Raw genomic sequence first — 14,118 nt, 5'->3', positions numbered from 1 at the left:
ATTAAGGTATTAAGACTTAAGTTGACTCACTCTTACTCATTAATATACCTAACCATGGGTTATCCTTAATGAAGCTTGGCACATTATCAGGTACCTGCACATTAACCCCCTGCTCCATCACCCCTGTTCGTGCAGTTTCCTCACCCCTCTGGGTGCCGCGTCTAAGTTCATTAACCACCTGTGTTAATTGGTTAAGCTTATCCTCAAGTTCCTTAACCTTACCCTCAAGGGTATTAATAACCCTCTCCAGGTGCTCAATCCTCTGATCAGCATCCCTCCCCCTACTGGGTGTTGTCTCAATGGGTATGCTTCTCATAACCTCCTTAATTGATGAGTCATCAGCAACCATCACCCCTATACCAAGCTTCTTAATTAAACCACCATCTATGAAATTCACCACCTCAGGCGTGGTGACTATGTAGTACTTATTGTAGAGAACCCTATCCTTAGCCATTAGGGCAATCTCCTTAGCAACATCACCCTCAGTGGGTATTTCCAAGTAAAGACCCCTATACATGACTGTATTATTACCCTCCCTGCAGATTACGTAATCATCACCCTTATCCACCTCCACTAGCCCATTCTCCTTAATCCACTTCTCCAGGAACTCCATGACTTTAGCAGTAATGAAACTAACCATTACAGGATAATAAGATTGACGCTGAAGAATATAAACTTAACTTTTTAACGCCTGGTTAAGCCCATATTTTAGCTAACTCACTTGAGGTTATTACTGGGAAGAACATCCTCATGTTTTGCAGGGATCTCTCATGCCCATCCTTATTGTACGATGAAACCGCGTCACTGATTATGACTGGTATGAAGCCTAAGGCATATGCATGCCTAGCACTAGTCTCAACACCAATCTCTGTTGCAATGCCTGTGAATACTATTGTTGACCTACCTGAGTTACGTAGTAGGAGTTCAAAGTTAGTGCCAACGAATATGCTCCAAGTATTCTTATTAAGCACTATTTCATTCTCCTGGGGCTGAATAACTAACTCCATGTCCTCAGGTCTAAATCCACCCCTCCACTGCACTAGCCTAGAAGCCGGTGGTTCAAAGCCCCTTGGGTATGGTGTTATCTTAGTGAAAACCACAGGCACCTTAACCCTCCTGGCTGCCTCAATAACCCTGTTTAAGGCGTTTAGGAACTCATCCTTATTGAATATTGAGTTATAGAGGGCCTTATGCACATCCCAGACAACTAGTATTGAGTAGTTTGGTTTAAGTATATCCCTTAACACATCCTCACTTAGGTTAAGCGCCATATCGATATCGGCCTTAGCTCATTAATAAATCATTCCCCATTATAAAACACGTAAATCACTCTCAATGAGAAACCCATTAAAGTAATCACGGTACTTAATGCTACACAACTTAGCGTAATGTATTTAAGCAGTAAAATAATTCATTAATCCATGTCAACTCAACTAGACCCAATATCAGTAGCCAGAATGCCTGAAAAACAGAGGGAAAGCACCATTAGGGGTGTTTTAGAGGGGCTCTTTAAGATGAAGCAGGATGACGCCTTTAAGGCGTTGAAATCCGTGATCCAAACCCTAGCTGAAAAAGCCACCGACGATGAGTACATTAACTGGTGTATAACAACAATGAGGATACTGGCCAGTTACCCAGATGATGTCGTTAAGGCCGGTTTAACACTTAGGAGAAACGTGGTGTCAAGCCTTGATAAGAGGCTTGCCGATAGGGATGCTGCAATAATCAGTAGGGTACTTAACATGCTTGATAATAACACTAGGCAGAAGCTAATGCGAAACATGCCTTAAGTACCTTTCTCCCTTTAAATCCCTTAAACACAAGCATTATTACTCCCTGTTACCCGCCTAATGAGTGGTTAATGCAGTATCCTACCTTAGGGTTTCCACGGAGGAGCAGGAGCTTGGTCTTGATGCTCAACGTGAGGGTGTTGTTAAATTCGCCTCAATGAGGGGTATTGAGGTTAAGGAATTCTTCATTGATCAGGGCGTAAGCGGTAGCGTGCCTGCCTTGGAGAGGACTGGTTTTAGGAGGGCTGTGGATTACGCTAAGGCTAATGGGGTAAACCTAATTGTCGTCTACAGTCTTGATAGGCTTAGTAGGAGCTTCACTGATTTATTCAACCTACTTAGGAGGCTTGATGAGGATGGTATAAGCATAATCAGTGTCCGTGAGGAGTTCCTACAGGACCTTAACCCAATGGTTAGGAGACTGGTGTTAAGCATACTGGCTTGGGCGGCGGACTATGAAAGATACTTAATCAGGGAGAGGACTAGGGCTGCACTTAGGGCTAAGGGTATTGTTAAGGCAACTAGAATCGACCCAAGCCTAGCTAAGGCTGTTACGGCACTGTACCAGTACGGTGAATCAATAAGGTCAATATCCAGTAAAGTCGGGTTAAGTGAAAGACAGGTTAGGAAAATACTGTACAGTAACGGCGCATTAACACCACCACCAGGCACATGCCCAAGATGCTTCCACAGGCTTAAGTGGGATGAACAATACAACACATGGTACTGCCCAAACTGCGGGTACTTGAAGCCTTAATCCCACTCATTCACGTTTATGAAAGAACGGCAAGCCTCGTCTTTTTAAGGTGAGGTAGGGTTTTAACTAATGCGTTCAAGCAACACTCGTCACCAGTTCTAGAGGACTGGCAAGGTGGAGTAATGAAAGGAAGCCTCACCCTAAAGGGTGAGGCAGCTCACTAGGCATTCAGAACCATTATGCTTAATACTGCATTTACTAATTAATTCATTAACCATGTTTAATGTACGTCCAATACCCCTGTGATGACTACCAACCCAGTAATACTTGCCGCATGACTCGCACTTGAGGAGTGTGGGGTTCCTTTTAATGACGTTAACTGGTACTTCACCAGCAGCATTCCTTGAATCCACCTTAATTAACCTACCACCGCATACTGGGCATAGTGAGTTATCACCTATGATTGGTTTAACGTTAAGCACCATTAATGATGCAACTAACCAATGAACATGATTATCAGTCAGGAGGAGTAGGGTATCGCCACGCCGCCTATTGAATAAACCCCTATCCCTAGTTATAACTAATCCACCTAAGCCGGCTAACTCATCATCACTGAAGTCATCCCTATATATGGTCATTACCCCAATCATCCTCAGCCATCTAGATAACCAACCAAGCATGGAGTCAACGTAAACAATCCCCCTAGTAACCTCACATGGCTTAACTAAACCTATAGCCCTCATTCAACACGTAGTCTAACACGGATAAGGCTTAATAACTTACCGCTTGAATAAATGTAAGTGATGTGAGGGAGTACGTCTGAACACTGATGAAGTGGTCCTAAGCTGAATTCACTTAATCCCTGAAACTCAGTAATGCAGGAGGTGTATTCATTAATACAGTGATTCAAATAATGGAATTATTCTCAGCTTAAGTAAGCTTAACGCCATGGATTAACCCTTACACAACACCGCAATAACTGTTACTGATGCACTGACTGATCCTGGCCCTGGATTAACCTGAGGCGGTGATGGTAATGATGATGTGTAAGGTTGAATAACATAATACTGTTCATTAACAACCTTAACTGAGACTACGGTTTCATTTAATGCACCAGCTATGGCATTAACTTTACTGTAAGCGTTTAATACAGCCATCTTCAAGACATATAACTCAGCCTCCTGGGTTAATTTCGGGTTTATGTAGGAGCTTATTGAGACACTATTCACCCTAACGCCAACTAAGCCTGTTAATAATTCACTCAGCAAGGTTTGATTTAATGGTACTATTACGGTCATTGAGAAGGATGCCTCATAACCCTCAAATACGTTGTATGAACCATACTGCGGGTTCATTGAGAAGGAGCTGGTGTAGTTTAATCCAAGCTCCTTAACTAGGTTAACTGCTTCATTAGCCCTGGTTACCACATTTACGTAGGCCTCAGTGGCATTCATGTCCGGTGACTGAGTCCCTATTGAAACACTAACCGTGAAGCCGCTTGATGGTATTGAGGCACTATAAGACCCATCCACGTTAACAGTGGTGTTTAATGAGCAATCAGTTAATTCATTATTATTCGGGTCACGGTAACCGACATGGGAATTAACTAGAAGCGCTATAATCCCCATTAACACTAATGCCATTATTAAGGCCACCGTCACATTATTAATTCTAATAAAGGCGTTGCTTACACTGTTTTAAAAATTTTACTATCCCATGGTGTAGTAAATGTAATCAGTTTAAAACAATTATACTTAACCACTGCATTAGTATTAATTAGATGGCTGTGGGGCTTGGGTGGATAGTGTTTATTAAGCTCACCGTGGTTAGGTTAAGTAATGGCTACTATAGTCATCTCCCCGCTATTCCTGGATATAGTCTTCTCGCTAGTGATAATTGTACTTGGCTTCGTAATATTCGTTGAATCCCTCAGTGATTACAGGTTGGTTTCAGCAATTAAGAGGATTATGGCTAAGAGAGTCATTATAAATCCGGTTAACGTTAAGCAGTACGCCATTATTCAACTATACCAGAGGGGTATGATTAGGGGTTACTTTAAGGTTGTTGACGCTGCCTTAAAGGATCCATCAATAGGGTCGATACTGATAAGTGAGGATAAGGTGCTGGTTAAGCTGGCTGAGGGCATTAGAACCCCAGTGGACACTGAACTACTCGTTACAGTTAGTGTTAGGGGTAGGTTGGATGAGTACTACATTAGGAGTGGGATTAAGATTAACGTTAAGTTAGCTGAGTAGGTTCACATTCTACTCAACACCGGTATACCCAGTATATTCATTGAATTCTCCAACACTATTTTAACAGCCTTAACTAAGGCAAGCCTAAACTCCCTAAGCCCGGGCTCGGCATTTAAGACAGGGTACTTCTCGTAGAAGGTATTGAACTCTAGGGCTAACCTATTCATGAAACTAACCAGGTTCTCCAACTTAAGGTCCTCTGAAACCCTTAATAAAACCTCAGGGAATTCACCAATCATTAATATTAAGTCACCCTCCTCCTGACTTAAGGTAGGGGGCACGGTGTATTGAATGTGGTCTAGGTTCGCCTTACTTAATATTGAGTAGGCCCTCACGTAGGTGTACTGTATGAATGGGCCACTGTTCTGATTCATATCCAATACCCTACCCCAATCGAAGACTATTTGCTTACTTGGTGAAACTGAGACGAAGTAATACCTAATAGCCCCCACCGCCACTGCGTAGGCTACATCATCCGTATTCAACCCACTGCGCCCTGAGGCTATTGCCTTAACCCTCTTAACAGCATCATCGAGGAGGCCATCAATCGTCACCGCCTGCCCCCTACGGCTACTCATCTTTGCCTCACCTAGGTTAACCATCTCGTAGGCGTAGTGCACTATGCGGGATGCATCATAGCCAAGTAGCTTAAGCATTATCCTCAACTGAGCCTGGGGGTGAGTCTGCTCCACTGCAATAACCCTTACCACGACGTCCGGGTTACAGTTGGTTAAACACCATACTGCGTAGGCTACGTCCCTAGTTAAGTATAGTGTCGTCCCATCACTCCTATTCAACGTGGCAGGTGGTATGAATTTAGGTAGTTTAAGCTCATCCCAGAGCTTAAGCTCGGCGGCAGCCTTATCAGCCCTGAATACGTATACACCATCCTTAAACTCCACGTACTTCGGCGCTGCCTTAACTAGATCCATTATTATGCGTTTAGCTAAACCACTGTAGACCGCTATCTCTGATTCCCAGTCGTATGAATCGAACTTAACGTTAAATAACTTGAAGGTTTCCTCAAAACCCTTAAGGACTAGGTTAACAGCCTCCCTCACAATTCCCTTAACCTTTTCATCACCATCCTCATACATCTTAGCCATTCTAGCAACCTCAGCGTTAACGTCAATGCTTGATAAGGCCTCAACCAGAGCATTGACGAGTTCCTTATCCTTACTTAACCAATCAGCAATAACCCCAACCCACTCATCCCTCTCCTTAATCAACTCCCTATACTCCTCCTCACTCTTACCCTCAAGTACTTTACTAATCCTCTGCACCTCAGCAACGGCATTGGTTACTGAGTATATTACCCACATTACGTGGTCTGGTTTTTGACCTGATTCAATACGGTTTTTAGCTAATTCCCTAACCTTACTGTAACCTAAGGCAAGGTACATTACCTGGATCCCAGTGTCATCGAGGTAAAACCTCGCTGAGACATTATGGCCCATGAATCTAAGTAACCTGACTAAGGAATCCCCCAGAACCATATTCCTGCAATGACCTATGTGCAATGGGTGAAGTGGATTAGCGCTAGTATGCTCAACTATCACGTTAAGCCGCTTTACACCTGGAACCTTACCGTAATCAGGCCCTAGGCCTATGGTTGAGTCAAGCACGAGCCTACTGTAGTTAATTAGGTTAACGTTAGTGTTTAGGAACCCATTAATGAACCTTAAGTCAGTTAGGTATTGAGCCTTAACCCCCTTAATCCCCTCATTAATCTCACTACCTAGGCTAGGCCTACTCCTGATTAAGTCATGGAGAGGTATTGATAAGTAACCAAAGCCAGCCCTAGCCTTAATAACTTGTAAATCCTCTACACCTGTTAATTTACCTGCAATACTCTTAAATTCACTTACTAAGGCCTTATATGGATTATACTCCACTAGAGCTTAATCATTACAAGGCTAAAAACATTTCCTCCAATCAACAGGACCTTACTTAAGCCTCCTGGCAGTTAATGGAGTTTAGGCTTAATTCACATTGTATTAATTCATTACCCTTAGGCTCAACCTCATCAACAGTACCATTACCTAGGCCATATGCCTTAATAAGTGTACTGGATGCCATTACTGCACCTAGACTTGACTTAATCATGAATAAGTTATAGTACTTCCTCCTCTTCTCATTGCTTAAAACACTTGAACTGTACATTGAAGTTACGTATACGTTAACGGCGCTTGGCTTAATAAGTAGAATCCCGGTATTTAACGCTGATTTAAGCCAATTACCATCCCTAATTAAGCCGGCTAACCTACTTAATACATGACTTAAGTCACCGGTGTCATCGTAGATTCTAGCTAGTAATTGAGCTAGTACGTACGTGTCGTTCATTAACTCAACCCTAAGCCTAACACCGTACTTACTCCGTAAGTATTCGTAAACCTTAAACTTATCCACAACACCATTATGAACCAGGTATAATTCCCCATCACTAACCTGTGCATTAACAGGGTGCACTGTTATTGTGTTAACCACGCTCTTATCATCGGCGTTAAGCACATGCACCACACCACTGTAAACCACACCCTTTGATTGCGTAATCAATTCAAGCATAGTGTTGAAGCTTGAGTCACTGTAAATGGGTTTAGTGGCCTTATATAATGTGAGGACACCGTCCCTAGGGTTACCCTGCATTACCGCTAAACCCCATCCATCACTGTGATCCACCACACCACTGGGCCCCATTGGATCCACCCTAGCTGCCTCCTTAAGCTTGAGCAAAGTCTCCTTAACCAAGACAGGGTCACTTACGGTTAAAGCCGCGAACCTACACATGATTAAGTCAACTAACATTAAACTTATAAGTAGTACCTATATATGCGCCTACATTACATGTAATTAAGGACCCAATACTTAAACACCCCTAGTTACCATAGGATTATGGGTAATCTAAGGGTTGTGGTATATGGCTTAGGCCCCATAGGTCAATTAATAACTAGGGTTGCGTTGGAGAGGGGAATGGAGATTGCTGGGGTAATAGACATTGACCCTGGTAAGGTTGGTAGGGATGTTGGTGAAGTGCTTGGTTTAGGTAAGAGCATTGGTGTTAAGGTTGAGGGTGATGCTGATAAGGTGTTATCAAGCTCAAAACCTGATATTGTACTCCACTCAACTGGCACATGGTTAGATAAGGTTTACCCACAGTTGGTTAAGGCGATTAAGGTTGGTGCCGACGTGGTATCAACCTGTGAGACTTTATCATGGCCATGGTACAGGTACCCTGACTTAGCTGAGCTAATAGACAGTTACGCTAAGACCCATGACTCAACTGTACTCGGTGCCGGGGTTAACCCAGGTTTCATCTTTGATGCATTACCGGCAGTGTTATCCGCAACATTGATTAGGCTTGATAAGATAAGTATCATTAGGTCACTTAACGCCGCTGAGAGGAGGCTATCATTCCAGAGGAAGATTGGGCTAGGTATGACTCCTAGTCAATTTAAGGAGGCGTTAAGTAGAGGTGAGATAACGGCACACGTTGGTTTCGCTGAATCCATACTCTTAACAGCAGGCATCATTGGCATTAACCTAACTGAAGTTAGGGAGAGCCAGGAGGCTGTAATTGCTGATAAGCATTATGAGACCCAGTACTTTAAGATTGAGCCTGGTCAAGTCCGCGGTGTTGATGGTTATGGGGTTGGGTTAATTAATGGGCGTGAAGTCATTAGGGTTGAGTTAAGGGCATGCGTTGCCTGTGAGAATTTCGAGGAGGTTAGGCTTGAGGGTGAACCAACCATAACCTGGAGGAGCAGTGGAACACCAGGTGACCCAGCCACCGCCGCTGTGGTTGTTAATTTAGCTAGTAGGGTTACTGAGGCTAAGCCTGGTTTAATTACGCTTAAGGACCTAATAAACTACTCATACAGTACGTGAAATTCAATAATATTGAGGACAGTAACCCCCACGTGGCCGGCTAGATGAGCTTCAAGTAGGCGTAGTAAATACTGGCGTTAACTAGGGTTACTGGTATACCGTAGAGTAGGAATTCCACGTAACTGAAGCGTGGACCACCCCTCTTCTCACTTGCCTGCAGTATTATTATGTTGCTTGCAGCCCCTATTAGCGTTAAGTTACCTGCTATTGTGCTTGCAGCAGCTAAGCCAACCCAGTCATTAATCATCCCTGGCCCAACACCTAGGCTTGTCATTAAGGGTAAGTATAATGCAACCATGGGTACATTACTTATGACTTGGCTTAACAGTATGCTTGCTAAGAAAATGCCCCAGAGCGTTGTTGGTGCTGGTAATGCATGCGCCAGGTAATTTAAAACACCTGAAGTGTAAGCGCCCTCACTTACTATGAATAATCCCATGAAGAACACCAGCGTCTGCCAATCCACATTACTCAACACCTCCCCCCTCCTATCACTTAGGGCGTAAACCACAGTTGCCCCAATTAATGCGATTAACGCCGCATCTAGGTTTAAGCCAACTAGGTCTGATGCAACAAGTACTACAACAATAATTACCAGGATTACTAATGCTAAGTTAGATAAGGCTGGGTCATTTAGCCTCATGTTTACTCTCTTAACCTCTAAGTCATCCATAGCCCTCTTCCTAAAGAGGATGAGCATTAAGATGTATGTTACCGCCAGGTTGATTAACGTTGGCACTGCTAAGTATTTAATGAAGCTCACGAATGGTTTAGGTATCCCTGATTCAATGGCTATGAGTAGGTTTTGCGGGTTACCAATGGGCATCATCACTGAGCCTATGGTAACCCCATAGGCGAGGGCGTATAGAAGTGGCTTAACATCAATGCCTTCAGCCGCCTTACCACTCTCAATAATCATCGGTGTGAAGCTTGCTGCTAATCCATCATTGGAAATAACCATGCTTAATACTGCTGATGATAAGAATACTTTACCTATCAGGTTATACATTTTCCTGCTTGATGATACTAGCCTATAGGCTACGTAGGATAGGAAGCCGCTTACCTCAAGTGCTGATGCTATTGTGAAGAGGGAGAAGAGGAATATTATTACGTTTAGGTTAATTGAACCCAAGGCCTCACTGGGTGTTACGACTCCTGTGGCTATCATTATTGATGCACCAATTAGCATGGCTACCCATGCTGGTACGTCAAACCTCCTTGACACACCCCTTAACGCTATTAGGCTGTATGTTATAATTAAGGCTATTGACGCCGCAATGAACCTATACTCCATGGCAAATACCCATTATTACGTACCTCTTATAAACCTATGCCTATTTTAACGAATACATCAATATGATGCAGTGGCCTTACCCTTTAATAGCGAGTACAGGAAGTCTAATGCACTGGACCAGTCTAGGACGTCGTCATCATAGTCAACATGCCTCATTAATATGATCCTCTTCCGTATTGTGACGCTTAGATTGCACTTATCGCAGTATAATTGAACATACTTATTATACTCCCTCAAGGTGAGCTTATTACCGCATCGAGGGCAGTCTAGTGTTAACTTTAATTCAAGGGTCATTATTCCTAATCCCTGCTTGAAGCTTATCAGACTATTAGTTATTTTAACCATTATATTGAAATACACTTAAATCACCTGAAGTCATGTGAATAAGTACACTAATAGTTTTAGGGATAACCCATGGATAGTGATAATTAAGGAGCATCCAACCAATGCAGAGAGGCTTAGGCATTATGGGGTTAGAATTAGGCAGGTGTCTTCAAGGCTTGAGAATTAATACATGAATAATTGCCTCCTCTCATCAATCTTAAGGAAAAGCACCACCAGTGGCTGCTGGGTCTTGGCGATATCATTAACCCTAGAGACCACGTAGGATAACACAGTTGGGTCATTATCCTTAATCATTTGATTAACCCTTGAAGCACCATACAGGTCTATTAACTCTCTTAGGAATTGCATGGTTAGGTAATTGGATACTGCATCAATACCACATATCTCATTATTCTCAATGAGAGCCCTCCTAATTAACCTACCCATCTTACCAACCTCCCTCTTACCCACTAGCTTTAAATCATCAGTAAACTCCATTCCCTGATCCTCCTGGCTCTCACGGAACATTAACTTAACCCTCTGCCTCCACTTAACAACCCATAATTCAATCCACTCGTTAACAAATCCCTTTAATTCACCATTCCTGTAAAGCCTACATAAGTAATTTAATGACCTACTTCCATGAAGTGTCTTAACATACGTTATGAAGTCATCCTTAGCAAATGAAGCCAATACCCTCGTTTCATTTGGGTTAATGTTTTGAATACCATTAACTAACCCATCAATGAGTAGTTGATTCACTATACCTTCCAACTCACCCTTATCACATGCTTGGGGTTCCACAGTTCCCGCCTCCTCTTTAGAATTCAGAGGAGAGGGTGTTAATAAAGGTTATTCAGTGTTTAGCTATTAAGTCCTATTTAGGCCGTGGAATTATGCAAAAATAATCATCTAACTAAGTAAAGTACCATAATGAAACGCAGCCCCAGGGGACTCCTTACCCAGTTCACTCGCAACCATGTCTATTATCAGTGTGGTCCAGCCGAAGTCAGGGGCACCCATTGGTTCCCCGGTGCTACTATTGTAATTCTCATTACAGGTCATTGACCTACCCATTACTTCAAGGACTTTATTAAGTAACCTGGAGGCCTCCTCATAGTAACCGTAATTCCTCAACCCATGGTACGTGAACCACACTAGGTTAATCCATGACCTACCCCTCCAGTAGCCTGTTGGATCATAGGTTGATTCATCAGCGCTCACGCTTGGTAGCGGGAATGTAGTCCAGAATTCCCTTGGATTAAGCAAATGCGCCACCAGTCTCTCAGCCTGCTCACCCGTAGCTATTCCAGTGAACATTGTTAGGAAGGCTGCAGGTGTCTTAACCTTGATTAATTCATGGCCCTCCTCATACACGTCATAGAAGAAACCATCCTTCTCACTCCACATAATCCTCCTAACCGCCTTAGCGGTCTCATCAGCCATCTCATCATAGTGTTCGGCAACATTAACCTCACCAAGCCTTTCAGCCAACTTAGCGATAACCCTCCTCTGAAGGTAAATTAGGCTATTTAAGTCAACAGCCTCAACTGGAGTCATGGTTAATTTCCCATACACCTCGTAACGCTGCGGATTCTCCCTAAACCTCCTAATGGCCTCATCCCACCTGGGACTATTATCCCACCCACTCTCCAGTGGATCGAAGTAGGCGTATAAGTGATCTGAATCCCTGTCCCTTTGACTCCTAAACCATTCATCATACTTGGTTAATGCATTAAAGGCCTTCTCGGCGAATTCATCATTCCACCTCACTGATAGAACCTTATCAATGGCCACCGCTAATACAGGTGGTTGGGTTGTCCACGGTGAGTAGTCATCAATACCCCAGAAGGATTTACAGCTCTCCTTCGACATGAATATTTCGTGCGGAATCCTACCGTCAGGCTTCTGATTCAGGATTAGGTTCTCCAACTCCTCCATAGCCATGTTAACGTCGTAATGCCTTAGGACTATTGAGTGGAATGAGGAGTCCCAGAGCCATTGATGCCTGAAAACGTACTTACTGGGCATGTTGAACGGCTTCCTTAAAGCCGGGTGATTAGGTACACTGCACCTATTAGTTAATATCACGTACCAGCATAGTTTAATTAAATCACTCCCATTGATATTGCTCATTAGGGTGCTTAACCATAGTCTCCTCTTAGACTCAATGATTGATTCATCGTTAAGCACCTTATCCACATCATTCACCTGTCCACCTCCAGCTGCAGCCACCTTTAATTCATCATTAACGTTAATTGTTAATGAGAATCCATTATTCATTACCCTTAGGTTAATTGGTTGAGTAGCCTTAATTCTCATTAAACCACCCTCATGCTTAACGTTAATTGAACCATCCCCTAATTCATCAACCCCACTGAAGCCCCTTACCTTAAACTCCCCTTGAATAACACCCCTATAGCCTCTTATCACGTAGACTGCTAAGTCACCGTATATTGAGGTGAATTCGAAGGCACCATTACCCCAATACCTCCTAATTCCCCCATAATCCCAATAACTCCTAAGTAATGCAGCACCACTACCTCTTAACTCACCCTCAACGTACTCCCCGTGGAATAATCTTAACCCTATACCCGTGTTATTCATTATTATTGATGTTATGTTACTTGAGATTTCAAGCTTATTACTAATCCTCATGACCAGTTCCCCTTACCGCTTAGCCACTAGTTTAGTGTACCTTGCCTTAATACCCTGTATTACTTCAGGGATGTTGATCTTCATTGGGCATGCTTCACGGCATGTACCAGCATGCATGCATAACATTGCGTGTGGACCAGCCTTCTCAATTCCATAAACCACAGCAGTCCACATAACCCCCATTGGCCCCACGTAGGGTGACTCACCCCATGAACCATCTAAAGCCCTGTAGACTGGGCAATGGAAGTGGCATCTACCGCATCTAATGCACAGTAGTGCTTCCCAAAGTAAATCATCCTTAGAGGCCCTTAACCTACCATTATCGAGGAGGATTACGTGAACCTCCCTGGGCCCGTGTGAGGGGGAAACCCTAGTCTGCTCAACATCAGCTGTTGTTGATGGTCCAGCCACTAGGTTAACGTAAGTTGGGGGGTAGAGTCCAGCGTAGGCGCTTTGAACCATAACCTCCATGAATGCGTGATGCAGTGTTGGGACTATCTTATCAATACCTGTTAAGACTATGTGAACCGGCGGTGACACTGTGGTGAACCTTATGTTACCCTCATTCTCAATAAGCAGCACAGCCCCAGTGTCGGCGGCCACTGCGTTTGCTCCGGTTATCCCAAAGTTAGCCTTAAAGAACTTATCCCTCAGGAATCTTCTAGCTGTCTGGGCTATTTCAGATGGATCGGCCTTAACATCTATGCCTAACTTCTCTTTAATAACCCTGGCAGCCCTCTCCCTGGTCATGTGTAGGGCTGGGGCAACTATGTGGGTTGGCTTATCCCCGGTTAACTGTATTAGGAATTCACCTAAGTCGGTTTCCCAAACCTCATTACCAATGCTGATTAAGTATTCCCTAAGCCCAATCTCACTGCCAACCATTGTCTTACCTAAGACTATAACATTACCCTTACCCACAATATTACCTATTATTCTCCTGGCTTCATCGCCATCCCTTGCGAAGTACGCCTTAGCCCCTATGGCTTGAATGGATTTCATAGCCTTATCCACGTAGTACTCCAGGTTTCTGATAACCTCCTCCTTAGCCTTCCTAAGCTCCTTAGCCAACTCGGTTACGTATGGGTACTTATCGAGAATACTCATGGTTCTAGGCACATTAGCCTCCACAGCCCTCCTAATTGCCTCATCATACCCCATTATAGAACACCGATTACTCTACTTAATTAATCCCTTTTAAATAATCCATTTAAT

General features: G+C 43.5%; 16 protein-coding genes. 5 read left to right on the top strand and 11 right to left on the bottom strand.

What is annotated here, in order from left to right; translation table 11 throughout:
- Nucleotides 1-16: 16 nt before the first annotated feature.
- Together CMAQ_RS05230 and CMAQ_RS05225 are read right to left on the bottom strand one after the other, a co-directional pair.
- Nucleotides 17-640: a hypothetical protein gene (locus CMAQ_RS05230; RefSeq protein WP_012186074.1), complete on the bottom strand. Its 624-nt coding sequence runs from the start codon at nt 638-640 to the stop codon at nt 17-19.
- Nucleotides 641-695: 55 nt separating this feature from the next.
- Complete coding sequence (locus CMAQ_RS05225; RefSeq protein WP_012186073.1) at nt 696-1,271, bottom strand: cysteine hydrolase family protein; 576 nt, start codon at nt 1,269-1,271, stop codon at nt 696-698.
- A 150-nt stretch (nt 1,272-1,421) separates the two neighbouring features.
- On the opposite strand from CMAQ_RS05225, the gene CMAQ_RS05220 reads away from it, so the two are divergent.
- Nucleotides 1,422-1,790 (top strand): hypothetical protein, encoded by a 369-nt coding sequence (locus CMAQ_RS05220; protein ID WP_012186072.1) that lies wholly within the window; start codon nt 1,422-1,424, stop codon nt 1,788-1,790.
- Between the two features lie 64 nt (nt 1,791-1,854).
- Complete coding sequence (locus CMAQ_RS10395; RefSeq protein ID WP_012186071.1) at nt 1,855-2,547, top strand: recombinase family protein; 693 nt, start codon at nt 1,855-1,857, stop codon at nt 2,545-2,547.
- Nucleotides 2,548-2,687: 140 nt separating this feature from the next.
- Here CMAQ_RS10395 and CMAQ_RS05210 read toward each other — a convergent pair whose 3' ends face one another.
- Nucleotides 2,688-3,230 (bottom strand): Mut7-C RNAse domain-containing protein, encoded by a 543-nt coding sequence (locus CMAQ_RS05210; RefSeq protein WP_012186070.1) that lies wholly within the window; start codon nt 3,228-3,230, stop codon nt 2,688-2,690.
- A gap of 210 nt (nt 3,231-3,440) precedes the next feature.
- The gene (locus CMAQ_RS05205) at nt 3,441-4,130 is read right to left on the bottom strand and encodes an SIMPL domain-containing protein (protein ID WP_012186069.1); all 690 of its coding nucleotides are present in this window, start codon (nt 4,128-4,130) and stop codon (nt 3,441-3,443) included.
- 195 nt (nt 4,131-4,325) lie between these two features.
- Between CMAQ_RS05205 and CMAQ_RS05200 the strand changes: the two genes are divergently transcribed.
- A complete protein-coding gene (locus CMAQ_RS05200; protein WP_012186068.1) occupies nt 4,326-4,742 on the top strand; it encodes a hypothetical protein in 417 nt (138 codons plus the stop codon).
- A 2-nt stretch (nt 4,743-4,744) separates the two neighbouring features.
- Here the strand turns inward: CMAQ_RS05200 and CMAQ_RS05195 are convergent, their stop codons facing one another.
- Nucleotides 4,745-6,637, bottom strand: coding sequence for an arginine--tRNA ligase (locus CMAQ_RS05195; RefSeq protein WP_012186067.1), 1,893 nt, complete (start codon nt 6,635-6,637; stop codon nt 4,745-4,747).
- Nucleotides 6,638-6,692: 55 nt separating this feature from the next.
- Nucleotides 6,693-7,529, bottom strand: a complete 837-nt coding sequence (locus CMAQ_RS05190; RefSeq protein WP_198002051.1) for a class II glutamine amidotransferase — start codon at nt 7,527-7,529, stop codon at nt 6,693-6,695.
- Nucleotides 7,530-7,634: 105 nt separating this feature from the next.
- On the opposite strand from CMAQ_RS05190, the gene CMAQ_RS05185 reads away from it, so the two are divergent.
- Nucleotides 7,635-8,627 carry an NAD(P)H-dependent amine dehydrogenase family protein gene (locus CMAQ_RS05185; RefSeq protein ID WP_012186065.1) on the top strand — a complete coding sequence of 331 codons (993 nt, stop codon included), beginning with the start codon at nt 7,635-7,637 and terminating at the stop codon, nt 8,625-8,627.
- Between the two features lie 40 nt (nt 8,628-8,667).
- Here CMAQ_RS05185 and CMAQ_RS05180 read toward each other — a convergent pair whose 3' ends face one another.
- On the bottom strand, nt 8,668-9,921 hold the full coding sequence (locus tag CMAQ_RS05180; RefSeq protein WP_012186064.1) for an ArsB/NhaD family transporter: 1,254 nt from the start codon (nt 9,919-9,921) through the stop codon (nt 8,668-8,670).
- 57 nt (nt 9,922-9,978) lie between these two features.
- Nucleotides 9,979-10,281, bottom strand: a complete 303-nt coding sequence (locus CMAQ_RS05175) for a hypothetical protein (RefSeq protein WP_052290702.1) — start codon at nt 10,279-10,281, stop codon at nt 9,979-9,981.
- A gap of 19 nt (nt 10,282-10,300) precedes the next feature.
- Here CMAQ_RS05175 and CMAQ_RS10935 point away from each other — a divergent pair, with 19 nt between their 5' ends.
- Nucleotides 10,301-10,432, top strand: a complete 132-nt coding sequence (locus CMAQ_RS10935; RefSeq protein ID WP_269479077.1) for a hypothetical protein — start codon at nt 10,301-10,303, stop codon at nt 10,430-10,432.
- On the opposite strand, the gene CMAQ_RS05170 is transcribed toward CMAQ_RS10935, so the two are convergent.
- The 3 genes from CMAQ_RS05170 to CMAQ_RS05160 form a co-directional block, all read right to left on the bottom strand.
- Nucleotides 10,429-11,049, bottom strand: coding sequence for a hypothetical protein (locus CMAQ_RS05170; protein ID WP_012186062.1), 621 nt, complete (start codon nt 11,047-11,049; stop codon nt 10,429-10,431). The genes CMAQ_RS10935 and CMAQ_RS05170 overlap by 4 nt on opposite strands.
- A 108-nt stretch (nt 11,050-11,157) precedes the next feature.
- Nucleotides 11,158-12,903 (bottom strand): amylo-alpha-1,6-glucosidase, encoded by a 1,746-nt coding sequence (locus CMAQ_RS05165; protein WP_012186061.1) that lies wholly within the window; start codon nt 12,901-12,903, stop codon nt 11,158-11,160.
- A 12-nt stretch (nt 12,904-12,915) separates the two neighbouring features.
- Nucleotides 12,916-14,067 (bottom strand): LUD domain-containing protein, encoded by a 1,152-nt coding sequence (locus CMAQ_RS05160; protein WP_156769843.1) that lies wholly within the window; start codon nt 14,065-14,067, stop codon nt 12,916-12,918.
- Between the last annotated feature and the right edge of the window lie 51 nt (nt 14,068-14,118).

This window comes from Caldivirga maquilingensis IC-167, from assembly GCF_000018305.1.
Lineage (GTDB): Archaea > Thermoproteota > Thermoprotei > Thermoproteales > Thermocladiaceae > Caldivirga > Caldivirga maquilingensis.
This window is presented reverse-complemented; position numbering and strand designations above follow the sequence as displayed.

Bases quoted from the DNA above. Each gene is read 5' to 3' on its own strand.
- CMAQ_RS05230 (WP_012186074.1), bottom strand. From the start codon at position 640: ATGGTTAGTTTCATTACTGCTAAAGTCATGGAGTTCCTGGAGAAGTGG.
- CMAQ_RS05225 (WP_012186073.1), bottom strand. From the start codon at position 1,271: ATGGCGCTTAACCTAAGTGAGGATGTGTTAAGGGATATACTTAAACCA.
- CMAQ_RS05220 (WP_012186072.1), top strand. From the start codon at position 1,422: ATGTCAACTCAACTAGACCCAATATCAGTAGCCAGAATGCCTGAAAAA.
- CMAQ_RS05210 (WP_012186070.1), bottom strand. From the start codon at position 3,230: ATGAGGGCTATAGGTTTAGTTAAGCCATGTGAGGTTACTAGGGGGATT.
- CMAQ_RS05205 (WP_012186069.1), bottom strand. From the start codon at position 4,130: ATGGCATTAGTGTTAATGGGGATTATAGCGCTTCTAGTTAATTCCCAT.
- CMAQ_RS05200 (WP_012186068.1), top strand. From the start codon at position 4,326: ATGGCTACTATAGTCATCTCCCCGCTATTCCTGGATATAGTCTTCTCG.
- CMAQ_RS05190 (WP_198002051.1), bottom strand. From the start codon at position 7,529: ATGTGTAGGTTCGCGGCTTTAACCGTAAGTGACCCTGTCTTGGTTAAG.
- CMAQ_RS05185 (WP_012186065.1), top strand. From the start codon at position 7,635: ATGGGTAATCTAAGGGTTGTGGTATATGGCTTAGGCCCCATAGGTCAA.
- CMAQ_RS05180 (WP_012186064.1), bottom strand. From the start codon at position 9,921: ATGGAGTATAGGTTCATTGCGGCGTCAATAGCCTTAATTATAACATAC.
- CMAQ_RS05165 (WP_012186061.1), bottom strand. From the start codon at position 12,903: ATGAGGATTAGTAATAAGCTTGAAATCTCAAGTAACATAACATCAATA.